A 22730-nucleotide genomic window follows, 5' to 3' on the forward strand; every position below is an offset into this window, starting at 1 on the left:
GACCGCCGCTTTGCCGAACCGCGCGGCGAGCCCCGCGGCAGGCCGGGCCGCAAGGTCGCCCACCGTGCGCAGACCCGCCCGGCGCAGCGCCACCGCACTGTCCGCCTCCAGCCCCAGCGCCTCCACCGGCAGGCGGCGCACGGCGGCATCCTCGTCGGGCGCGGGCGGGCCGGGAAAGCGGGCAAGCGCATGGGCGGCCTCCGGGCTTCCCGCGATGGCGTGGCGCACGCGCAGCCCATGCCGCGCCAGCCGCGCCGCCGCCTCGGCGGCGAGCGCCTCCTCCCCGCCCCACAAATGGCCGCAGCCGCTGATGTCCAGCATCAGCCCGTCGGCGCCGTCGGGCGCGGCATTGGGGGTGTAGCGGGCGCAGCCGTCGCACAGCCGTTCCAGCCAGTCCTGATCGGCATGGGGATCGGCATCGAAAACGCGCAGGTCCGGCTCACGCGCCCGCGCATCCGCCAGCATCATCCCCGGCGTCAGGCCGATCGTCAGCCCGTCGGCATCGACCGCCGCCAGCCGCATCGCCCCGCGCACCGCCTCCACGACGATGGCTGGCCCATCTCCGTCCGCCCCGTCAGCCCCGACCGCCCACAGATCGGGCCGCATGATCCGCAGCCGGTCGATCGGCAGGAAGGGGAAGCTGAGCGCCAGATAACGCCGCGCCGGCGTCGCCGCTTCGCTGTTCTGCATCATGGCGTTCATCGCCCGCGTCTCCGAATATCCCCCGCTCCCTGTCCCATATCAGCCGCCATGCCTGCCCGTCCGTCCCCGCCCGGCGGCGCAGCAGGGTGAGGGCGAAGCTGGTCTGGCCCGGCGCATTGCCGGGCAGGGGCGCAGAGGGCGCAGCGGCCACCCGCCAACGGGTTTCCGCCGCGCTCGGCGCCGGCTCGGCATCGATGCGCAGCACCAGCGCCGTGACGCCCGATCCCTCCGCCGCCAACGCCAGCCGCCGACTGGCGGTCAGGTCGAGCAGGGGCGCCCGCCCCCGCAATTCGATCAGCAACGCACCCAGCGACGGACAGCGCAGCGCATCCACCGCCGCGCGCAGCAGCATCGCCTCGTCCGCCATGACACCGAGCAGCAGCCGGTCGGGGTCGATCCCCAGCGCGGCGAGGCCCGGTCCATAGGGATGCCCCCCCGCCTTCCCCGCCGCCACGGTGCGCAGCCACAACAGGGGGGCGTCGCCACTCGCCTGCCCGCACCAGAGCAGGGACAAGCCGGCCGCCGCCGCCGCGTCCGCGTTCTCCCCGAACAGTTCATGCAGCCGCCCGCGCGCCAGCCCACCGCCCAGCGCCGCGTCCAGCCCGTCATGCCCGCTGGCGAAGCGGGCGCAGGGCTGCGACGCTGGCGCGCGGTCCAGCGATGCGATATGCCGCTTCAAGGCGGCGAGGCTGTGCAGCGACTCGCTCATGACATTTGTTCCTGTTATGTTCTTATCATCCACAGGAACGGCACAAGTCAATGCGGGCCTGCACGCCCGCGCCTGTCACTCCTGCAATTTCTTCTCCAGTGCCGCTTCCGCGCGGGCCGCATAGTCGCGGCAGGCGGCCGGATCGGCGAAGGCATGGGGCGTGCGTGCCTTCGCCAGCTTCGCCAGCCGATCGGCATCGCCATCGCGCGGATGCGAGGCGATCAGCATGTCGCAGGGCATCGCCTTCACCCGCCCGAAGCTGGTGCGGAAGGCATCGACGAAGCGCCGATGCGCCGGATCGGCAAAGCGCCAGCCGTCGGCCGCGATCGGATTGAGGCTGGCGGCGAAGACGATCGTCCGGCAATCCTTCCCCTCGCAGCTGTTCCAGCTCCAGCTCATGCTGCCCAGCGTATGGCCCGGCGTCGCATGGGCGGTGACGGCGACGTCGCCCAGCCGGATCACCTCGCCTTCGCGCACCGTCCGCAATGTCTTGACGCCCGGAAACCGCTCCAGCCAGGCTGCCTGCGGGTCTTCGGGATCGCCCCCACCCTGCCGCAGCACGGTGGCGGCGGGCGCGCTGGCGATCACGGTCGCACCGCTGTCCCGCGCCAGCGCGGCAATGCCGCCGGCATGGTCGAAATGCGGTTCGGTGCTGAGGATCAGCTTCACCTGCCTGATCGAAAAGCCGAGCTGGCGGATCTTCGCCTCGATATCTCCCACCGCCTGCGGCACCGCGCCGTCGATCAGGATCAGCCCCGCGCCGGTGCGGATCAGCGCCACGTTCAGCCCACCAAAGCCGACCAGATAGGTCTTCCCATGGAGCCGCACCGGCGGCTGCGGCGCCAGCCAGCGCTTCGCCGAATCGGGCGCGATCGGACGCGTCAGCGGATCGTCCGGCTTGCCCGCGCCCATCGCCATCATCCCAGCCAGACTAATAGTCAGCACCGCCATATTCCGCATCATTTCGCCTCCTCCTTGGTATGAAGGCAAAGCTGCCGTGCAGTGGCCTCAACAACAAAGCATGATTTCTCGACAGAGCCATTAGCCTGGCTTATGTCTGTAGCTCTATGGAGCGCGCCCAATTGCCCCTCAACGCCCTGCGCGCCTTCGAAGCGGCGGCACGGCACCTCAACTTCACCAAAGCCGCGATCGAACTCTGCGTCAGCCAGGGTGCGGTCAGCCAGCAGGTGGCGCAGCTGGAGGCGCGGCTCGGCGCCCCGCTCTTCCGCCGCCTGCCGCGTGGCCTCATGCTGACGGACGAGGGCCGCGCCCTGCTCCCGGTCATGGCCGACGCGCTCGACCGGATCGGCGCGACCCTGGGCCGGATCGAGGGTGGCCGCCCGAGCGAGATATTGAATCTCGGCGTCGTCGGCACCTTCGCCGGCGGCTGGCTGCTCGACCGGCTGGAGGATTTCGCCCGCGCCTGCCCGCATGTCGACCTGCGGATCATGACCAACAACAACCGCGTCGATCTGGCGGGCGAAGGGCTGGACCTCGCCATCCGCTTCGGCGACGGCGCCTGGCACGGCACCCATGCCGACCCGATCCTGCGCGCGCCGCTCACCCCGCTCTGCACGCCCGAAGTCGCGGCGCGCCTGCCCGATCCCGCCGCCCTTGCCCGCGAAACCCTGCTGCGCTCCTACCGCGCCGACGAATGGCCGCGCTGGTTCGCCGCCGCCGGCGCGCCCTGCCCGCCGCTGCGCGGGCCGGTGTTCGACAGTTCGATCCTGATGGTGCAGGCGGCGTTGCGCGGTCTCGGCGTTGCGCTTGCCCCGCCCGCCCTGTTCGCGGGCGACCTGCACAGCGGGCGGCTGGTCCAGCCCTTCGCCGCCTCGGTCGATCTGGGCGGCTATTGGCTCACCCGGCTCATGTCCCGCCCCGACAGCCCGGCCATGGCCGACTTTCGCCACTGGCTTCTCGCCGCCGCGGGGCGCTGATGGTTCGCGGAAAGGCTCCCGCTTCCGACGACCCCGCCACGCCATCCGTGATAAAAAATCACGAATACGCCCAATTGATGCCGTCGAGGCATGAAAAGCGCGCGATCGCCACAACTGTCCAACTCGCTGTCCAGAATCGTGCGCGCCAGCAGGACCGTCCCGCTGCTCACCCCGGATAGGTGATCGCCATCACCTCATACTCCTTCTCGCCCGCCGGCAGCCTGACGCGGCGCAGATCGCCCACCGCCGCCCCGCGCAGGGCGCCCGCCATCGGCGATCCCCAGCCGATCCGCCCCGCATCGACATCGGTCTCGTCATTGCCCACGATCGTCACGGTGCGATGATTGTCGTCCTCGTCGGCGATGGTCACGGTCGCGCCGAAATAGACCCGGTCCTTGTCGGGCTGCTGCCGGGGGTCGACGACCTTGGCGTCCTTCATCTTCTTCGACAGGCGCTTCAACTGCCCGTCTATCTCCCGCATCCGCTTGCGGCCATAGAGATAGTCGCCATTCTCGCTGCGGTCGCCATTGCCCGCCGCCCAGCTCACCACCTCCACGATCGCCGGCCGCTCGACCCCCAGCAGATGGTCATAGTCGGCGCGCAGCTTCGCAAAGCCTTCGGGGGTGATGTAATTGGGATAGGGGGTGGTCATCCCGCTGCTTTAACGCCCGGCATCCCTTCCGTCATCCCGGACGTGCGCCGGGATGACGTGGGGCGCGGCGGCGCCATGGCTCAACCGGGCGTAGGCTTGCCGAGATAGCGGCTCAGCACCGCGCTCGTCCCCCGGAACTTCGCCCGCTCCGGGTTCATCGCCTCATAGACCACCGCATTTTCCAGCACGCGCTGCACATAGTTGCGCGTCTCGAAGATCGGGATCTGCTCGATCCAGCGCAGCATGTCTGCCCCGGCGATGCGCGGGTCGCCATTGGCGGCGATCCACTTGTTCACATTGCCCGGCCCGGCATTGTAGGCCGCCACCGCCAGCGGATAGCTGCCGCCATAATAGTCCAGCATCCGCTGGAAATAGCCCGACCCCAGCATGATGTTGTAGCTGGGATCGTCGAGCGAGGACGGGTTGTAGCCCAGGCCCAGCTTGCCCGCCTGCTCGCGCGCGGTGCCGGGCATCAGTTGCATCAAGCCGCGCGCGCCGGCATGGCTGACGATCTGCTTGTCGAACTGGCTTTCCTGCCGCGCGATCGCATGGACCATGGTCCAGTTATATTGCGCCGTCGGCGGCACCGGCACGCGCGGGAAGGCGCTGGTGCCATAGCCGGTCAGGCCGCTCGACACCGCGCGCCGGCCCACCATCACGCTCATGTCGGTGCGACCGATATGCTGGGCCAGTTCGGCGGCCAGATAATGGTCGGTGTCGCTGTCGGCATTGTTGGCGATGGCGCGCACGAACTTGCTCTGCTCGCCCCAATAGCCCATCTGACCCAGCGCCTTGACCGCGCGCACGACCGACCTGCTGTCGAAGGCGGCGCGCTCCGCCGCGGAGATCGGCACCGGCCGCTCGACCGTGGCGGGGGCGGGAATCGGCCGGCCCAGCCGCTCCAGCGCCAGCTGGCCGTAAAACTGGTCGGGATAGACGCCGGCCTGGGTGAAATAGCTGTTGGCGCTGGCCGCGTCCCCGGCCTGGAGCGCGGCGCGGCCGGCCCAATAATAGCCCTTGGACCGGGTCTGGGGCGACTTGGCCGCATCGGCATAGCGGCGGAACATCGTCACCGCGTCGGTCGGGCGATTGAGATTGTAGAAGGCGGTCGTGCCCGCCAGCCAGGCGAGGCTGGTATAATCGTCGCGCACGCCGATCGGCTGCTCGCTCAGCGAGACGCCGGGCGGAACCGCATCGTCGATCCGGCTGGCGATGCCATAGGCGAAGCTCCACTGGCTGTCGTTCGCCGCGGCCCGCGCCTGGTTCAGCAGCACCTCATAATATTTCTCGGCATTGGCCGGGCGATAGGTCAGCGCCGGGCGGTTCGCCAGATATTGGCGCGCGCCCACCCAGTTGCCGGTATCGCGCATCCAGATCGCCTTGTCGGCGACGAAGCCCGCATCGCTGGCACCGGCCGGTTCGGCCGCCTGCATCAGCGCGATCGCGTCGGGCGCCTTGCGCCGCAGCGCGATCCGCGCCTGGAACACCGTCCGCCGCGCCGGGCTGACATAGGCGATCATCCGCATCGCGCCGTTGATGTCATTGGCCCACAGCAGCGCATCGGCGCGCTGGTCATGGTCGGCACTCGTCAGGCCGGAGCCGAACAGCGAAAGCAGCCGCGCCTCGTCCGCGACGTTCAGCGGCCCGCCGATCCAGGCGGTGCGCGCGGCGACCCGCGCCTCGTCCATCCGCCCCAGTTGCATCAGCGCCATCGCGTTGCGGGCATGGCCGGTCGCGCTGCGCGCCGGGAAGCGCGCGAAAAAGGCCGCCACCTGTGCCGGGCCGACGACTTCGGCGCTGATCCCGGTCTCGGCCAGCCGCCGCATCCGGTCCTCGCCCGGCCAGCCGGGATTGGCCAGGATGAAGCTGGCATAGGTCGCCGCGCCCAGCCCGTCGCTCTGCTGCAACGCGCGCCACTGGCTGATCGTGCTCGCGATGCTGCCGTCGCTCGGCTGCCCGATTCGCGCCTGTACCTGGTTCCACTGCGCGGGCTGGCCATATTCGGGCGGCACAGGCTGCACCATCGCGCCGCCCGGAGACGCGGGGGCGGTCGCCGGGATCGGCCCTTCTGTCTGCGCACCCGCACCGGCGGTCATCAGCAACAAGGCAATAATCGGCATCCGGATCAGGTAACTTTCGACATGGGGAGAGGCGCACATGCTGGACATAATCGCATTTGCATCCTTATCAGGCCCTGAATGACGCGCTATAGCGCGCCGCTTCACCGATCATGCCCCGGCCGCCCGGAGATTTGAAGGAGTTTTATCATGTTTTCGGGCTCGATTCCGGCTCTGATCACCCCGTTTCGCGATGGCGCCGTGGATGAAGCGGCCTTCCGCGCCTTCGTCGACTGGCAGATCGCGGAAGGATCGAGCGCGCTCGTGCCCTGCGGCACCACCGGCGAAAGCGCGACGATGACGGTGGAGGAGCATAATCGCGTCATCGCCATCTGCGTCGACCAGGCGGCCGGCCGCGTGCCGGTGATCGCGGGCTGCGGCTCCAACGACACGCGAATCGCGCTGGAGCATATGTACGCCGCCCAGGCCGCCGGCGCCAACGCCGCGCTGGTGGTCGCCCCCTATTACAACAAGCCGAATCAGGAGGGCGTCTATCGCCACTTCGCCTATCTGGCGGAGCGCTGCGACCTGCCCATCCTCCTCTACAATGTGCCCAGCCGCACCATCACCGACATCGGCGTGCCGGTGATCCACCGCCTGTCGGAGGAGTATCAGACCGTCGTCGGCATCAAGGACGCCACCGGAAATCTCGGGCGGGTCACCGCGCAGCGCTTGGCCTGCCGCCCCGACTTCTGCCAGTTGTCGGGCAATGACGAAACGGCGCTGGGCTTCAATGCGATGGGTGGCAAAGGATGCATCAGCGTCACCGCCAATGTGGCCCCGCGCCTGTGCGCGGAGTTCCAGGCGGCGATCGCCGGCGGCGACTGGGATGGTGCCTTGGCGCTCCAGGATCGTCTCTACCCCCTGCATGACGCCCTGTTCAGCGATTCTTCACCCGGCCCGGTCAAATATGCACTCACGCGCGTCCGTCCCGACATGCCCGGCGATGTCCGCCTGCCGATCACCTGGCCGTCGGAATCGAGCCGTGCGGCGGTCGATCGCGCGCTGGAGATCGCGGGTCTGGTTTGATCGGGGCGGCGCCCTATATATGAAGTGAGCAATTAGACCATCATGGCCCGCCCCCGCCCAGAAACCTTCGACAAGAAGAAGATCGTCGCCGAGAACCGGCGCGCCAAGTTCGAATATTTCCTGGAGGATGTGTTCGAGGCCGGCATCGCGTTGCAGGGCACCGAAGTAAAGTCGCTGCGCTTCGGCGAAGGCAATATCGCCGAAAGCTATGCCGAGGTGAAGGGCGATCAGGTGTGGCTGGTCAACAGCAACATCCCCGAATTCAGTCATGGCAACCGCTTCAACCATGAATCCAAGCGCCCCCGCAAGCTGCTGCTGCACGAGCGGGAAATCGCCCGGATGCACGGCGCGGTCGAACGCAAGGGCATGACGCTGGTGCCGCTGGCGCTCTATTTCAACAGCCGCGGCAAGGTGAAGGTCGAGCTGGCTCTGGCCAAGGGCAAGAAGACCCATGACAAGCGCGAGACGATCAAGGAACGCGACTGGAAGCGCGATCAGCAGCGCATCATGAAGGCGCATGGCTGATGGATAACAGGCTCACCCGCTGGTGGCACGCCAACGCGCCCACCCGCGAGTCGCTGGAACAGAGCCGGGTTCTCGCCCCCGTCGCCCATCGCGTGCTCGAACCCTCGCTCTGGCGCTTCACCCGCCGCTCGGTTCCGCGCGGCGTGGCGCTGGGCCTGTTCGTCGGCATCTTCCTGCTGATCCCCGGCGTGCAGATCGCGGGCGCGGCGCTCTTCGCCCTGCCCTTTCGCGCCAATATCCCGGTCGCGGCGGCGATGACCTTCCTTTCCAACCCGGCGACCACGCCCCTGATCCTCATGGCGTCGGTATGGCTCGGCAACTGGATATTGGGGCGCAGCGCCGACGCCTCCGGCTTCATGGCGTTGGTCGACAAGCACGCCTCCCTCAGCGACTGGTGCGCCTGGCTCTTTTCCGAGGCCGCCCCCGCCATGCTGCTGGGTCTCTTCCTGATTTCGCTCGTCAGCGCGATCATCGGCCATGTCGCCGCCGACTGGTTCTGGCGCCGCCGCATGGGCCGCAAATGGCAGGCGCGCAAATTGAGGATTGGCAAGGTCCACAAAAGCAGCGCATTGGAGGAGGCCGCCAGCGTCTGACGCCGGGGGTTTTGGTTCCGAAGCGATGCAGGGGGTTGGCCGGCCATGGCCGCACGGCTGAAAAAGGATGACGAAGCGTGGCTGGCGAAACCGGCCTCGCCCTTCGCGCTGCCGCTGCTGATCGGCGCGGCGCTGCTGTCGGCCGGCCTCGTCTTCTACGCGGCGGGTAGCGCGCCGCTGGCCGCGGGCTTCGCCGCGAGCATCCTCACCATCGCCGCGCTGATGAGCTGGTACCACCGCCTCAACCCGGCGCCGCTGTCTGATCGGGAGGCGACACCGGACTGGACCGTGGCCCGCGCGGCGGCCGACGCCTCCAACATCGCGATCGCTGTCACCGACCGCGCCGGCCGGCTGGTCTGCGCCAGCGATCTGTTCGGCGAATGGTTCCCCGGCTATCCGACCCCGCCGGGCGTCACGGGCGACGCCGTCCTGACCGAAAGCCTGTCCGACACCGCCCGCGCCGCCTGGCGCGATGGCGATGCGAAGCTGGAGGGCATGACGCTGGGCGCGATGCGGCTCGACGTCGACATCGCCCGCACCGGCCGGTCGGAGGATTATCTGCTCTGGCGCTTCACCCCCGTCCGCCAGCCGAGCGCGCTGGACGATGTCCACCGCTTCCTGACCGGGGAGGCCGGGCGGCAACTGGGCGAAGCGGGCATCATGGCCGTGATGATCGGCGGCGAAGGCCGCATCCGCGCCGCCAACGGCGCCTTCATGCTCCGTGCGGCGGGCCGGATCGACGCCAATATCACCGGCCGGGATTTCGCCGCGCACATGCGGGTGGACGACAAGGGCCGGCTGTTCCTGGCGCGCGAGGAAAATGGCGGGCTGCCGCTGCGCCTGCTCCAGGTGCCGCTGCGCCGCGCCAGCCAGCCCGGCGGCGCGCAGACTTCGGCGCAGGACGGCCCGATGCTGCTGCTGCTGATCGACGAGCCGGCGGGCGGCGGGGGCACCTCCGCCCTCTCCTATATCGAAACCCTGCTCTCGCTGCTGCCTTTCGGCCTCGCGATGGCGGACCGGGACGGTCGCATCCTGTTCGTCAACAAGGCGTTCGCCCGCGCTTCCGGTCTCAAGTCGGGCACCAAGCCCAGCTATCCCGGTGACCTCGTCGTGCGCGAGGACCAGGCGGCGGTAGCCGACGCGGTGCGCCGCTTCGCCGTCGGCCCGCAAATGTCGGGCGACATCGCGGTGCGGATGCGCGAACAGCCCGACGAGCCGATCGCGCTCAGCCTGGCCGGCGTGCGCGGCCTGGGCGAAGCGGCGGTGCTGCTCAGCCTCAAGGACAATAGCGAGGAGAGCAAGCTCAAGCGCCAGGTCGCGCAGGCGACAAAGATGCAGGCGATCGGCCAGCTCGCCGGCGGCGTCGCCCATGACTTCAACAATATCCTGACCGCCATCATCGGCCATTGCGACCTGATGCTGATGCGCCATACGCCGGGCGACAGCGACTATGACGATATCCAGCAGGTCAAGTCGAACAGCAACCGCGCCGCCGGCCTGACCCGCCAGCTGCTCGCCTTCTCGCGACAGCAGACGCTGCGTCCGCAGATCCTGCAACTGCCCGACATCGTGTCCGACGTGTCCAACCTGCTGAAACGGCTGCTGGGCGAAAATGTGCGGCTGGAGGTCAGCCATGGCCGCAATCTGGGCGCCGTGCGCGCCGATCCCGGCCAGCTCGAACAGGTGATCGTCAACCTCGCGGTCAACGCCCGCGACGCCATGCCCGAAGGCGGCACGCTCAATATCCAGACCTATGCCGTGCCCGCTTCCAAAGTGCGCGAGATGCGGCAGCAGATCTTGCCGGTGGGCGACTATACCGCGCTGCGCGTCTCCGACACGGGCCTCGGCATCCCGCCCGACATCTTGTCCAAGATCTTCGAACCCTTTTTCACGACCAAGGAACTGGGCAAGGGCACGGGCCTCGGCCTCTCGACCGTCTATGGCATCGTCAAGCAGTCGGGCGGCTATATCTTCGCCGAATCCGAACTGGGGCGCGGCGCCAGCTTCGTCATCTACCTGCCGGTCTATGCCGGCGCCGACGCCGACCATGTCGTCCCCGCCCAGACGCCCGCCCGCCGGGCCGAAACCTGGGGCACCGGTACCATCCTGCTGGTGGAGGACGAGGACATGGTCCGCGCCGTCGCCGAACGCGCGCTGGCGAGGCAGGGCTACAAGGTGCTGACCGCCAATGACGGCGAACAGGGGCTGGAGGTGCTGGCCACCCATGACGGCATCGACCTGCTCATTTCCGACGTGGTCATGCCGAACATGGACGGTCCCGCCATGGTGACGCAGGCGCGGCGGACCCATCCGCTGCTGCCGGTGCTGTTCATGTCGGGCTATGCCGAGGAACAACTGCGCAAGTCGATCGACATCGCCCATGTCGCCTTCCTGCCCAAGCCCTTCTCCGTCAGCCAGCTCGCCGAAGCCGCCCGCGACGCCCTCGCCATGCGCCCCGCCCCGGCGGAATGAGGCCGCAGGCGCTCGCGGGCCGCCGATTGCGCCGGTCCGGGACGGGCTTCTTGCTCCGGATCAAGGTGAAGGGGCTGGGCAAGCGCCTGGCAATGGGTTAGCGAGTCGTCTGGACAGACAGGGAAACAGGGCATGTCGGACGCAAAATCCATCCTCATCGTCGAAGATGAGGCGATGATCGGCATGATGCTGGAGGATTATCTCGACACATTGGGCTACCGGCTGCACGCGCTCGCCGCCACCGTCGACGAAGCCTGCGCCCATGCGCGCGAGGGCGGCTTCGACGCCGCCCTGCTCGACTGCAACCTCCAGGGCGAAAAGAGCTGGCCCGTCGCGGACATATTGGCGCAGGCCGACATCCCCTTCATCTTCGCCACCGGCGGCATGGCCGACGACCTGCCCACCGGCTACGCCGACCGCCCGACCCTCGCCAAGCCCTTCACCATCGGCGCCGTCGAACGCGCGCTGGGCAAGGTGCTGGGGGCGTAAGGCTCAGGCCCGCGACCGGACGGTCGGGTGGCGACCACTAGCAGACGCCAGCGCGTTGATGCTAAGCATCACGAATGACGAACGGATCGTTCCTATCGTACTATCGATATGTCATAGCGGTTCATGTCGGGCTTTTCGGCTATCTCATTTATACGCGCGGTTTTTCCCGCTTCGTTACCGATGAACTGCCGCTGCGCATGGCGATCTTTGCTGCTCTAACGGCTGCGGTCTATTGGTGGTGGAAACGCAGGAAAGGCAGACGTCCGCTAGCCACCCTGTCCGTCATTCCAGAGAGCCGACCGCCCCAACGCCCGCGCCCCTTCGCAAAGAAGAGGTAGCCCCTCCCGCGCAGCCTGCTAGGGTGCCGCCACGAACCGGAAACCGGAACGGATAGGAAATTTCCGTTCCCCTCTTGTTCTACCGGAACAAACAGGATACATCATCGCCAAGGCGCCGAAGACTCGACGCGATCCGCTTGACAGGGGATAGGCCGATGACCGCAATGCTCCAACTCATCGATTCCAAGAAGACGGGGACAATGGACAGACAGAAAGCATTGGAGGCGGCGCTCGCCCAGATCGATCGCGCCTTCGGCAAGGGCTCGGCCATGAAGCTGGGCAGCCGGGAAAAGCTGGAGATTGAGGCGATCTCGACCGGCTCGCTCGGCCTCGACATCGCGCTCGGCATCGGCGGCCTGCCCAAGGGCCGCATCATCGAAGTCTATGGCCCGGAAAGTTCGGGCAAGACCACGCTCGCCCTGCACGCCATTGCGGAGGCGCAGAAGAATGGCGGCACTGCGGCCTTCGTCGACGCCGAACATGCGCTCGACCCCGTCTATGCCAGGAAGCTGGGCGTCGACATCGACGAACTGATCGTGTCGCAGCCCGACACCGGCGAACAGGCGCTGGAAATCGTCGACACGCTGGTCCGTTCCAACGCCATCGACGTGCTGGTGGTGGACTCGGTCGCCGCGCTGGTCCCCCGCGCCGAAATCGAGGGCGAGATGGGCGACAGCCATGTCGGCCTCCAGGCGCGCCTCATGTCCCAGGCGCTGCGCAAGCTGACCGGTTCGATCTCGCGGTCCAAATGCATGGTGATCTTCATCAACCAGGTACGCATGAAGATCGGCGTGATGTACGGCAATCCGGAAACCACGACCGGCGGCAACGCGCTCAAATTCTACGCCTCGGTCCGCCTCGACATCCGCCGCACCGGCCAGATCAAGGATCGCGACGACATCGTCGGCAACGCGACCCGGGTGAAGGTGGTCAAGAACAAGGTCGCCCCGCCCTTCAAGCAGGTCGAATTCGACATCATGTATGGCGAGGGGATTTCCAAGATCGGCGAGATTCTCGACCTCGGCGTGAAAGCCGGGATCGTCGAGAAGTCGGGCGCCTGGTTCTCCTATGACTCGGTCCGCATCGGCCAGGGTCGCGAAAATGCCAAGACCTATCTCAAGGAACATCCCGAAATGGCGGAGCGTCTGGAAAAGGCGATCCGCGGCAAGACCGAGCAGGTCGCCGAAGGGATGATGACCGGACCCGATGCGGAGGATGATGGCGAATAAGCGCGGACAGGCGCCCTGGCCGGATCAACCGGGGCGCGGTTCGCCGGGTTCGCCCGCCTTGCGCATCACGCACTGAAAAGGCCCGTCGCGCCACGCTGCGCGGCGGGCCTTTTACCGTCCGCCGTATAACCCGCCGCACGCGCCACGCCGTGCCTCTCGCCCCATCGCCTTGCTCTGGCCAAGCCCGCCGAAGCCCCGCACTTTCTCGCTCGCCAAGCCCGAAGCGCTTGCGCCGGGCCTGCGCGCCCACGATGCTCATGCGACGGGACGAATCGCCCCGCGCTCCAGTCCGGACCCCATATCATGCGCCTCGCGATCGAAGCGATTCTCGACTATGACTTTGCCGAACCCAGCGACGTGCTGCTCGCGGTGGAGGCCGCCGCCCTGCCCGACCAGCGGGTGATCGAGCAGACCCACATCATCGACAATGCCGGCCCCCTCACCAACAAGGTCGGCGGCAGCGGCGTCGGCCGCCGGACCTGGACCCGCACGGGCACCGGCCGGATGCTCAGCACCTATCGCGCCACCGTGGATGTCGATCGCGCGCCCGTCGACCTGGCCAGCCTCTCCAAAAGCCCGCTGCCCAGCCTGCCGGAGGATGTGCTGCCCTTCATCTGGCCGAGCCGCTATTGCGAGGCCGACCGCTTCGGCAGCTTCGTCAGCGGCCATTTCGCCAATCTGGAGGGGGGCGCGCTGGTCGACGCGCTGCTCAACTGGGTGCATGAGAATATCGCCTATGTGCCGGGCAGTTCGGGTATCGCCACCACCGCCGCCGACACGTTCGTGGCGCAGCAGGGGGTCTGCCGCGACTTCGCCCACCTCACCGCCGCGCTGATCCGATCGCGCGACATTCCCGCGCGGCTCGTGTCGGTCTATGCGCTTGATCTCGACCCGCCCGATTTCCACGCCGTGGTGGAGGTATGGCTCGACGGCGCCTGGCACATGGTCGATGCCACCCGCCTCGCGCCGGTCGAAACCATGGTCCGCATCGCCGTCGGGCGCGACGCCACCGACATCGCCTTCATGACCATCTTCGGCGGCGCGCAGATGAATGCCCAGTCGATCCGCGTCAGCCGCGTGGCCGATCCCGGCTGACCGTTCAGCCGACGGACAGCCGGACACGGCTATGCCTCATATCGTCGCAGGAGGAACGGACATGATCGGGACCAAGGCACGCTGGATGACCGGAGCGCTGGTGAGCGCGGGCCTGCTCGTCGGCAGCATCGGCGCGGCCGACGCTCGGCCACGCTACGGCTACGACCGGGGCTGGAACGGCGGCTGGGACCGGCACCACCGCCACCGCGGCGACGGTTTCGGCCTTGGCGATGCGATCGGGGTCGCGGCACTGGTGGGCGCGGTCGCGATCGTCGCCTCCTCCATCTCCAAAAACAAGAAGATCCGCGATCCCCGCACCGGCGGCGAATATGACGCGCCGCCGCGCAGCCCCGACACCGACTATGGCGCCGATGCCCGCACTGGCACGCTGCCCCCCGACGCCCCGATCCGCGACGACGCCGACTTCTCCGACGTGGCCGGCGCCAACGCGCAGGACGATGCGATGACCGACGCCTGCGCCGTCGCCGCGCGCGACGAAGCCCAGGGCCAGGACGGTGGCTATGCCGAGATCCGCAGCATGGATCAGCCCCGTACCACCCAGGACGGCGCCACCAATATCGACGGCGAGATCGAAACCCGCGCCAGCTATCGCGCGACCGACGGCACCACCCGCCGCTTCACCTGCACGATGAGGGACGGCCGCGTCGCGCAGGTCTACATCAGCCGCGACGTAGCGCTACACTGATCTCAGGTAGGACGCGCCGCCTTCCTGCTGGTGCAGGCGATCACGGCCCGGTCATCGCCAGCAGGAGCCGGAATGTAGGGGATGGGTGGGAGCGGAAGGGCGGCTTTGCCTATCCCCTCCCGTTTAGGCGAAAGGCGACGACACGTGTTCGCGCAGCCAGTTAATCCCAGCGCCGTGAACTGTTGCGACATTGCGCTGAGCCAGACCCGCCGGCCACCCCACGAACAGTCGAACATTCGTCCGATGCGGATTTTCTCTGATCCATCCTGTCGGATGAATAGCCATCGCGCCTCCCAGTCCCTTTCATCCCGTCGCATCATCGACGCGTGACCGCAGCGTCACTGTCGCCGCGCTGCCGTCGCGTGGCGGGCGCTTCGCGAGCGCCTTCCCGCGGCCATGGGCCGACAAGGCCCGACGACAGTGTGAACTTCGGCGGCGTGCCTCTTGGCAACCCCTTCCCGTCGCGATAGCGCCACCGCCATGTCCGCACCGCCCTTGCCCCGTCGCACCGCCGCGATCGCCTTCATCCTGGTGACGGCGCTGCTCGACGTGATGTCCATGGGCATCGTCATTCCGGTGCTGCCGCAGCTGATCGAGACATTGTCCGGCTCCAGCACCAGCGCCGGCCTGTGGAACGGGCTGTTCGTCGCGCTCTGGGCGGGGATGCAGTTTCTCTGCTCGCCCGTCATCGGCTCGCTGTCCGATCGGTTCGGGCGACGGCCGGTGATCCTGATCTCGGTCGCGGGCCTCGCGCTCGATTATGTGCTGATGGCGCTCGCGCCCAATCTCTGGTGGCTGGCGCTCGGCCGCATCCTGGCGGGCGTCACCTCGTCCAGCTTCACCTCCGCCTTCGCCTATATGGCCGACATCACCCCGCCGCAGGGCCGGGCGCGCGGCTATGGGCTGATCGGCGCGGCGTTCAGCGCCGGTTTCGTCGCCGGGCCGCTGCTGGGCGGGGTGCTCGGGGAAATTTCCCTCCGCGCGCCCTTCTGGGCGGCGGCGGGCCTTTCCGGCCTTGCCTTCCTCTACGGCCTCGCCATCCTGCCCGAATCCCTGCCGGCGGAAAAGCGCATGGCCTTCAGCTGGCGCCGCGCCAACCCGTTCGGCGCGCTGCGGCTGCTGCGCTCCCACCCCGAACTCTCCAGCCTCGCGCTCGTCAATTTTCTCCTCTATTTCGCTCATCATCTCTTCTCGGCCGTGTTCGTCCTCTATGCCGGCGACCGCTATGGCTGGGGCGCGTGGCAGGTCGGCACGCTGCTGGCACTCGTAGGCCTGATGGACATGGGCGTGCAGGGGGCGCTGGTCGGTCCGGTGGTGAAGCGGCTGGGCGACCACAGCACCATGGTCATCGGCCTCGCCTTCGGGGCGATCGGCGTCGCCGCCATGGGGCTGGCGCCGACCGGCGGACTGTTCGTCGCCGCCATGTTCCCCAATGCGCTCTGGGGCCTCGCCATGCCGACGATCCAGTCGCTGATGACGCGGCGCGTCTCCGAAAGCGAACAGGGACAGCTCCAGGGCGCGAACAACAGCGTGGGCGCGATCGCGGGCATCGTCTCGCCGCTCTTCTTCGGCGCTGTCTATTCCGCCTCGGTCGGCGCCCGTCCGCTGCTGCCTTTCATCGGCAGCGCCTTTCTGATCGCGGCGCTGGTCCTGGCCGGCGCGGCGCTGCTCGGCCGGGCCGCCAGCCGTGACGAGGATGCCCCCGCGCGCCCATGAGGCGGGGAGAACTGGACATATCGGGACAGGGCGACTAACCGGGCGCGAATCCCTTCCACCGCTCGACACAAAGGCGATTCGATGACGCTGCCCCTTCAGGATTCCATCCTCATCGTGGACTTCGGCAGCCAGGTGACCCAGCTCATCGCCCGGCGCGTCCGCGAAGCCGGCGTCTATTCCGAGATCGCCCCCTTCAACAGCGCGGCCGAAGCCTTCGAGCGGATGCAGCCCAAGGGCATCATCCTGTCGGGCGGCCCCTCCTCGGTGATGTGGGAGGACAGCCCCCGCGCCCCGCAGCATTTCTTCGATGCAGGCATCCCCATCCTGGGCATCTGCTACGGCCAGCAGACGATGATGCAGCAGCTGGGCGGCAATGTCGAAGGCGGCGAGAGCGGCGAATTCGGCCGCGCCTTCATCGAAGTGAAGCAGGGCTGCGCCCTGTTCGACGGCCTCTGGACCGAAGGCGAAAAGCATCAGGTCTGGATGAGCCATGGCGACAAGGTGACGAGCCTTGCCCCCGGCTTCGAGGTCGTTGCGACCAGCGAGGGCGCGCCCTATGCCGTCACCGCGAACGAGGAAAAGCGCTTCTACGCCACCCAATTCCACCCCGAAGTCGTCCACACCCCCGACGGCGCGAAGCTGCTCGCCAATTTCGTCCGCCATGTCTGCGGCCTCGCCGGCGACTGGACCATGGCCGAGTTCCGCGCCACCAAGATCGCCGAAATCCGCGCCCAGGTGGGCGAAGGCCGGGTGATCTGCGGCCTGTCGGGCGGCGTCGATTCCGCTGTGGCCGCCGTGCTGATCCACGAAGCGATCGGCGACCAGCTCACCTGCGTCTTCGTCGACCATGGCCTGATGCGGCTGGGCGAAGCGGAACAGGTGGTCAGCCTGTTCCGCGAACATTATGGCATCAAGCTGGTGCATGTGAACGCGGAAGACCGCTTCCTGGGCGGCCTCGCCGGCCTCACCGACCCGGAAAAGAAGCGCAAGTTCATCGGCGGCGAATTCATCGCCGTGTTCGAGGAGGAAGCCGCCAGGATCGGCGGCGCCGATTTCCTGGCGCAGGGCACCCTCTATCCCGACGTGATCGAGAGCGTCAGCTTCACCGGCGGCCCTTCGGTCACGATCAAGTCGCACCATAATGTCGGCGGCCTGCCCGAACGCATGAACATGAAACTGGTCGAACCCTTACGCGAACTGTTCAAGGACGAAGTGCGCGTGCTGGGCAAGGAACTGGGCCTGCCCGACATCTTCGTCGGCCGCCATCCCTTTCCCGGCCCCGGGCTCGCCATCCGCATTCCCGGCGAAGTGACCAAGGAACGCTGCGACATATTGCGCAAGGCGGACGCCATCTATCTGGAGGAAATCCGCAACGCAGGCCTCTACGACGCGATCTGGCAGGCCTTCGCCGTGCTGCTCCCGGTCCGCACCGTCGGCGTGATGGGCGACCACCGCACTTATGACAGCGTCTGCGCCGTCCGCGCCGTCACCTCGACCGACGGTATGACTGCCGACATCTACCCCTTCGACGCCGCGTTCCTCAGCCGCGTCGCGACGCGCATCATCAATGAGGTCAAGGGCATCAACCGCGTCGTCTATGACTATACGTCGAAGCCGCCGGGGACCATCGAATGGGAATAAAGCCGGCAAAGCGAATGTCCGGGGGACATTCGCCGGCTTTATTCGGCTGCGTAAGCAGCCGTGGGTGTCAGGTATAATGGCCGTCCGGGGGATCGCCATCCGGTCAGCTCAGCCGCGCAAGCGGCCGCAGCGGTGGAGCATGACATGACCAGCGCCGCCCTCGGCCACCCCGTCTATCGGGACATGCCGACCACCATCTTCGAACATATGTCCGCCCGCGCGCGGGAAACCGGCGCGATCAATCTGGGGCAGGGCTTTCCCGAAGGCCCCGGCCCCCGCGCCGTCCTGCAAGCCGCCGCCGACGCGCTGCTGACCCGATCCAGCCAATATCCGCCGATGGCCGGCCTGCCCGAACTGCGCGCGGCGGTCGCCGACCATTATGACCGCCACCAGCAGCTCGATCTTTACGAGCAGGAGGTGATCGTCACTTCCGGCGCGACCGAGGCGATCGCGGCCAGCCTGCTCGCACTGGTGAAACCCGGCGACGAAGTGCTGATGCTCGCCCCGCTCTACGACGCCTATCTGCCGCTCGTGGAGCGCGTGGGCGGCGTCGCGAAAGTGGTGACGCTGACCCCGCCCGACTGGCGCGTGACCCACGACGCGCTGGCAGCGGCCATCACCCCGCGCACCCGCATCCTCCTCATGAACAATCCGGTGAATCCTACCGGCATCGTGCTGCGCGAGGCGGAACTGGCGCTGCTCGCCGACCTCTGCGTTGCGCATGACCTGATCGCCATCTGCGACGAAGTCTGGGAGCAAAGCGTCTATGACGATGTCGCCCACCGCCCGCTGATGGCCTTTCCGGGGATGCGCGACCGCACCGTCAAGATCGGGTCGGCGGGCAAGATCTTTTCCGTCACCGGCTGGAAGGTCGGCTGGATGTGCGCCGCCCCGCCGATCGCTACCCTGCTCGCCCGCGCCCACCAGTTCCTGACCTTCACCACCCCGCCCGGCCTGCAATGGGCCGTGGCGGAGGGGCTGGGCTACCCCGACGCCTGGTTCGCCGAGCAGCGCGCCGCCTACCAGGCCTCGCGCGACCGGCTGGCGGCCGGCCTTGTGGCGGCGGGCTATGTCGTCCAGCCCAGCGCCGCCACCTGGTTCCTGTCGATCGACCTGCCCGCATCGGGGATCGCGCTGGACGATGTGACCTTCTGCAACCGCATCATCGACGAAGCCGGTGTGGCAGCGATCCCGATCAGCGCCTTCTACCCCGACGCATCCGTCACCCATCTCGTCCGTCTCTGCTTTTCCAAGACGGACGCGATGCTGGATCAGGCGATCGCGCGGCTCGCCGCCTTCCGCGCGACGCTGGGCTGACGCACGATCATGGCCCCCAGGATCAGCATGGCAACCAGCAGCAGCGCCTGCGCGGCGAGGAAGGGCGGCTCCGTCCCGGTCGGCGCAAAAGCGTTGAGCGCCGGCACCTTCAGGAAGCTCTGCACCACCAGCACGAACAGGTTGAGCCACAGCGCCACCGTCGCGCTCACCGCGTAAATCGTCCGCGCCCGGCCGCGCAGCTTCAGGCCAAAGAGCGCGACGAAGGCGACGATCAGCACCAGCGTCGAAAGGATGCCCACCCCGATCGCCGGCGTGAACCCACGGAACGGAAAGAGGAAGCCCGTCAGGCTGGTTAGCAGGGTGGTGACGAGGAACAAGGCCTGCACCCGCGGCAGGAACCGCCCCTTCGCCTGCGCCAGCAAGGCGACAAGGCCAGCGACGATTCCGACCAGGCTGATCGCGACATGCAGCGCGATGAAGGCGGGAATGGAAAGACCGAGGATCATGATGCTTCTCCTTGGGAAAACAGGCACTCTACCCGTCATCCCCGCGCAGGCGGGAAGTGACGGAGAAGGTCAGGCCGTCTTGCGATAGCGCGCCGCTGCATCCTTCAGCGACAGATTGGGCCGCAACGCCGCCCGCGCGGCGAGATAGGCGTCGAGGTCGCCCCGGTCCGGCAGCGCCGGAATGGTGATCGCCTCGCCCATGTCCAGCCCGGCCAGCGCCGCATCGACCATCACCTCGACATCCATCACCATCTCGGCCGGAATTCCCGCGATCTGCTCCTCGGTCCAGATCGGCGTCCGGGTAATCCCCGGCAGCACTGCCTGCACCCGCACGCCCTTGCCGCCCAGTTCGACCTGCAACGCCTCGGTAAAGGCCAGCACATAGGCCTTGCTCGCCGGATAGACGGCAGTGAAGCCGTCGGGCATCAGCGCCGTGACCGACGTGATGTTGATGAGCGTCCCCGCCCCCGTCGCCGCAAACCGGGGCGCGACCGCGCGGGACAGCCGCGTCACGGCCAGGATGTTGAGGTCGATCAGGCCGGTCAGATAGGCCGGGTCGGTCTCGACGAAGCTCTGCTCGCCAGCGATCCCGGCATTGTTGATGAGGCCCGTGATGGCGTCATCGTCGCGCAGCCGCGCCTCGATCCGGGCCAGGTCATCGGCCTTGGCCAGATCGGCGGCGATCACTTCGACGCCAACGCCGGCTTCGGCCCGCAATTGCGCCGCCAGCGCCTCCAGCTTCTCCGCCCGTCGGGCGACCAGGATCAGATTGGCGCCGCGCCTGGCAAAGCGATCGGCATAGACCGCGCCGATGCCGTCCGACGCGCCGGTGATGAGAATGGTTTCATTGGTCATGGGAAGTCTCCTTTGAAGAACCTCCGTCCGCTTCTCGACACGCTCGAAACGAACGAAGCCGGATTTGTCAGCCGTTGATGAAATCGAGCAGGTCGGCATTGAACCGATCCTGATGGGTGACCGTCAGTCCATGATCGGCCCCTTCATACACCATCAGCACCGCCTGCGTAACGATCTTGACTGTCGAGAGGGCAGAGGCGCCGATCGGGACGATCTGGTCGTCGTCGCCATGCAGGACGAGCGTGGGCACATCGACCTTGGCGAGGTCGGCGTGGAAATCGCTCTCCGAAAACGCGCGGATCGAATCGAGCTGCCCCTTCAGGCCGCCCATCATCCCCTGCCGCCAGAATTCCTCGCGAACCCCCTCGGAGATCACCGCGCCGTCGCGATTATAGCCGTAGAAGGGGATGGTCAGATCCTTGAAGAACTGGCTGCGATTGTCGAACGTGCCCTTGCGGATGCCGTCGAACACGTCGATCGGCAGCCCGCCCGGATGGGCCTCGGTCTTCAGCATCAGCGGCGGCACCGCGCCGATCAGCGCCAGCTTGGCCACGCGGCTCGTGCCATGGCGGCCGACATAGCGGGTGACTTCGCCGCCCCCGGTCGAATGGCCGACCAGCACCACATCATGCAGGTCCAGAGCCGCGATCAGGTCGGCCAGATCGTCGGCATATTGGTCCATATTGTTATTGTCCCACGTCTGGTCCGACCGGCCATGGCTGCGGCGGTCATGGGCGATGGTGCGAAAGCCCTGATTGGCGAAAAACACCATCTGCGCATCCCAGGCGTCGGCGCTCAGCGGCCAGCCATGGGAAAAGACGATCGGCTGGCCATCGCGCGGCCCCCAGTCCTTGTAGAAGATGCGGGTGCCGTCCTTGGTGGTGACGAAATTGCTCATGATGAAAGTCCCTTCTGCATTGGAAGAGCGTCTCTCTCGCCCTGTGCTTGCAGTTTTAGGGGTAATGACGGAGGATCGGGATTGGCGGTCCCGACATTAAGCGGGCCGATTCCGACAAAGGCTGTCCCATGGACGCGACGCAGAACCCAAAGGCCGAAATCGGCATCCTCCTCTACCGCGACTGCCAGCAGGCGATGGTCCATGGCATTACCGACCTCATCGCCATCGCCGGGCAATTTTCGGGCCAGCATGGCGGCCCGCCGTTACGCGTCAGCCATTGGCGGATGCAGGCCGACGGCAGCTTCGCCCGCTGCCATGATACGCATGACGGGCGGCCCGGCGCACCGGACATCTGGCTCGTCCCCGGCCGCCTGTCCGGCGTGCCCGACGCGGAGGAAGCAGCCCCCTATGCCCGCTGGCTGCTGGACCGGCACGCCCAGGGCGCGACCCTCGCTTCCAATTGCGGTGGCGCCTTCCTGCTGGCGGCGACCGGCCTGCTTGATGGCCGGCCCGCCACGACCCACTGGTGGTTCGCCGAACCGTTCCGCGCCCGCTTCCCCGCCGTGAAGCTGGACTGCGACCGGATCGTCATCGACGATGGCGATCTCATCACGGCTGGCGGGTTGATGGCGTGGACCGATCTGGGCCTGCGGCTGGTCGACCGGCTGCTCGGGCCGACCGTGATGCTCGATACGGCCAAGTTCCTGCTGGTCGATACGGCCGGGCGCGAGCAGAAGCATTTTGCCCGCTTCATGCCGCGCATGACCCATGGCGACGAGCCGATCCTGAAGGTCCAGCACTGGCTCGCCGCGCGGGAGGCCAAGTCCGTCACCACCGCCGAGATGGCGGCGCAGGCGGCGCTGGAGGAACGCACCTTCCAGCGCCGCTTCAAGGCGGCGACGGGCATGACCCCGATCGAATATGTCCAGCATCTGCGCATCGCCAGGGCGCGCGAGCATCTGGAATTCACCCGGCGCACCATCGACCAGATCGCCTGGAGCGTCGGCTACGAGGATTCCGCGGCCTTCCGCAAACTGTTCCACCGCCTCGTCGGCCTGTCCCCCGGCGACTATCGCACCCGCTTCGCCGCACCAAGCGCAGAGGCAGCCTGAGTATTTATATAGTTAGCTAACTATTGAAATACTCAGGCTGCCTCTGCTCGTTTCAACTGTCCATGTCGCTGTCGGACTTGCGGCTCGGCGCCCATGTCGCTAGGTTCCCGTTTCGTTCCCAAAAGGACCAG

21 protein-coding genes are annotated in these 22730 nt (G+C 67.5%); 13 read left to right on the top strand and 8 right to left on the bottom strand.

Annotated features, from left to right (window positions below; translation table 11 throughout):
- The 3 genes from A7Q26_RS25895 to bla form a co-directional block, all read right to left on the bottom strand.
- On the bottom strand, positions 1-693 hold a 693-nt coding region (locus A7Q26_RS25895; protein ID WP_443018162.1), incomplete at its 3' end, for a Y-family DNA polymerase.
- Complete coding sequence (locus A7Q26_RS24600; protein WP_084439095.1) at positions 575-1411, bottom strand: ImuA family protein; 837 nt, start codon at positions 1409-1411, stop codon at positions 575-577. The genes A7Q26_RS25895 and A7Q26_RS24600, both read right to left, overlap by 119 nt.
- A gap of 75 nt (positions 1412-1486) precedes the next feature.
- A complete protein-coding gene (bla, locus tag A7Q26_RS11730) occupies positions 1487-2374 on the bottom strand; it encodes a subclass B3 metallo-beta-lactamase (RefSeq protein ID WP_232313778.1) in 888 nt (295 codons plus the stop codon).
- 104 nt (positions 2375-2478) lie between these two features.
- Here bla and A7Q26_RS11735 point away from each other — a divergent pair, with 104 nt between their 5' ends.
- On the top strand, positions 2479-3348 hold the full coding sequence (locus A7Q26_RS11735; protein ID WP_066859585.1) for a LysR family transcriptional regulator: 870 nt from the start codon (positions 2479-2481) through the stop codon (positions 3346-3348).
- A gap of 166 nt (positions 3349-3514) precedes the next feature.
- Here A7Q26_RS11735 and greB read toward each other — a convergent pair whose 3' ends face one another.
- Together greB and A7Q26_RS11745 are read right to left on the bottom strand one after the other, a co-directional pair.
- Complete coding sequence (greB, locus tag A7Q26_RS11740; protein ID WP_066859587.1) at positions 3515-4000, bottom strand: transcription elongation factor GreB; 486 nt, start codon at positions 3998-4000, stop codon at positions 3515-3517.
- An 80-nt stretch (positions 4001-4080) separates the two neighbouring features.
- Positions 4081-6168, bottom strand: a complete 2088-nt coding sequence (locus tag A7Q26_RS11745; protein ID WP_066859589.1) for a lytic transglycosylase domain-containing protein — start codon at positions 6166-6168, stop codon at positions 4081-4083.
- 99 nt (positions 6169-6267) lie between these two features.
- Between A7Q26_RS11745 and dapA the strand changes: the two genes are divergently transcribed.
- From dapA to A7Q26_RS11800, 11 genes are all read left to right on the top strand, one after another.
- Positions 6268-7146 (top strand): 4-hydroxy-tetrahydrodipicolinate synthase, encoded by an 879-nt coding sequence (dapA, locus tag A7Q26_RS11750; protein ID WP_066859591.1) that lies wholly within the window; start codon positions 6268-6270, stop codon positions 7144-7146.
- Positions 7147-7188: 42 nt separating this feature from the next.
- Complete coding sequence (smpB, locus tag A7Q26_RS11755) at positions 7189-7671, top strand: SsrA-binding protein SmpB (RefSeq protein ID WP_066859592.1); 483 nt, start codon at positions 7189-7191, stop codon at positions 7669-7671.
- A complete protein-coding gene (locus A7Q26_RS11760; RefSeq protein WP_066859594.1) occupies positions 7671-8264 on the top strand; it encodes a DUF2062 domain-containing protein in 594 nt (197 codons plus the stop codon). The genes smpB and A7Q26_RS11760 overlap by 1 nt, the downstream gene beginning before the upstream one ends.
- A gap of 45 nt (positions 8265-8309) precedes the next feature.
- Positions 8310-10736: a hybrid sensor histidine kinase/response regulator gene (locus A7Q26_RS11765; RefSeq protein ID WP_066859595.1), complete on the top strand. Its 2427-nt coding sequence runs from the start codon at positions 8310-8312 to the stop codon at positions 10734-10736.
- Positions 10737-10868: 132 nt separating this feature from the next.
- Positions 10869-11225: a response regulator gene (locus A7Q26_RS11770; RefSeq protein ID WP_066859596.1), complete on the top strand. Its 357-nt coding sequence runs from the start codon at positions 10869-10871 to the stop codon at positions 11223-11225.
- Positions 11226-11718: 493 nt separating this feature from the next.
- Positions 11719-12792, top strand: coding sequence for a recombinase RecA (gene recA / locus A7Q26_RS11775; RefSeq protein ID WP_066859597.1), 1074 nt, complete (start codon positions 11719-11721; stop codon positions 12790-12792).
- 303 nt (positions 12793-13095) lie between these two features.
- Positions 13096-13887 (top strand): transglutaminase-like domain-containing protein, encoded by a 792-nt coding sequence (locus tag A7Q26_RS11780; RefSeq protein ID WP_066859598.1) that lies wholly within the window; start codon positions 13096-13098, stop codon positions 13885-13887.
- A gap of 61 nt (positions 13888-13948) precedes the next feature.
- Positions 13949-14593: a hypothetical protein gene (locus A7Q26_RS11785; RefSeq protein ID WP_198162918.1), complete on the top strand. Its 645-nt coding sequence runs from the start codon at positions 13949-13951 to the stop codon at positions 14591-14593.
- A gap of 480 nt (positions 14594-15073) precedes the next feature.
- Positions 15074-16309 (top strand): TCR/Tet family MFS transporter, encoded by a 1236-nt coding sequence (locus A7Q26_RS11790; RefSeq protein WP_066859600.1) that lies wholly within the window; start codon positions 15074-15076, stop codon positions 16307-16309.
- An 81-nt stretch (positions 16310-16390) separates the two neighbouring features.
- Positions 16391-17950, top strand: a complete 1560-nt coding sequence (guaA, locus tag A7Q26_RS11795; protein WP_066859601.1) for a glutamine-hydrolyzing GMP synthase — start codon at positions 16391-16393, stop codon at positions 17948-17950.
- A gap of 144 nt (positions 17951-18094) precedes the next feature.
- Positions 18095-19267 carry an aminotransferase gene (locus A7Q26_RS11800; RefSeq protein WP_066859602.1) on the top strand — a complete coding sequence of 391 codons (1173 nt, stop codon included), beginning with the start codon at positions 18095-18097 and terminating at the stop codon, positions 19265-19267.
- Here the strand turns inward: A7Q26_RS11800 and A7Q26_RS11805 are convergent.
- The 3 genes from A7Q26_RS11805 to A7Q26_RS11815 all read right to left on the bottom strand — a co-directional run bounded on the left by A7Q26_RS11805 (position 19222) and on the right by A7Q26_RS11815 (position 21487).
- Complete coding sequence (locus tag A7Q26_RS11805) at positions 19222-19734, bottom strand: hypothetical protein (protein ID WP_066859604.1); 513 nt, start codon at positions 19732-19734, stop codon at positions 19222-19224. The genes A7Q26_RS11800 and A7Q26_RS11805 overlap by 46 nt on opposite strands.
- Before the next feature lie 69 nt (positions 19735-19803).
- Complete coding sequence (locus A7Q26_RS11810; RefSeq protein ID WP_066859606.1) at positions 19804-20589, bottom strand: SDR family NAD(P)-dependent oxidoreductase; 786 nt, start codon at positions 20587-20589, stop codon at positions 19804-19806.
- Between the two features lie 67 nt (positions 20590-20656).
- Positions 20657-21487 (bottom strand): alpha/beta fold hydrolase, encoded by an 831-nt coding sequence (locus tag A7Q26_RS11815; protein WP_066859609.1) that lies wholly within the window; start codon positions 21485-21487, stop codon positions 20657-20659.
- A gap of 128 nt (positions 21488-21615) precedes the next feature.
- On the opposite strand from A7Q26_RS11815, the gene A7Q26_RS11820 reads away from it, so the two are divergent.
- Entirely contained in the window at positions 21616-22599 is a 984-nt protein-coding gene (locus A7Q26_RS11820; protein ID WP_066859610.1) for a GlxA family transcriptional regulator, read from the top strand.
- The last annotated feature ends 131 nt before the right edge of the window (positions 22600-22730 follow it).

Source organism: Sphingobium sp. TCM1 (genome assembly GCF_001650725.1).
In the GTDB taxonomy this organism is placed as follows: domain Bacteria; phylum Pseudomonadota; class Alphaproteobacteria; order Sphingomonadales; family Sphingomonadaceae; genus Sphingobium.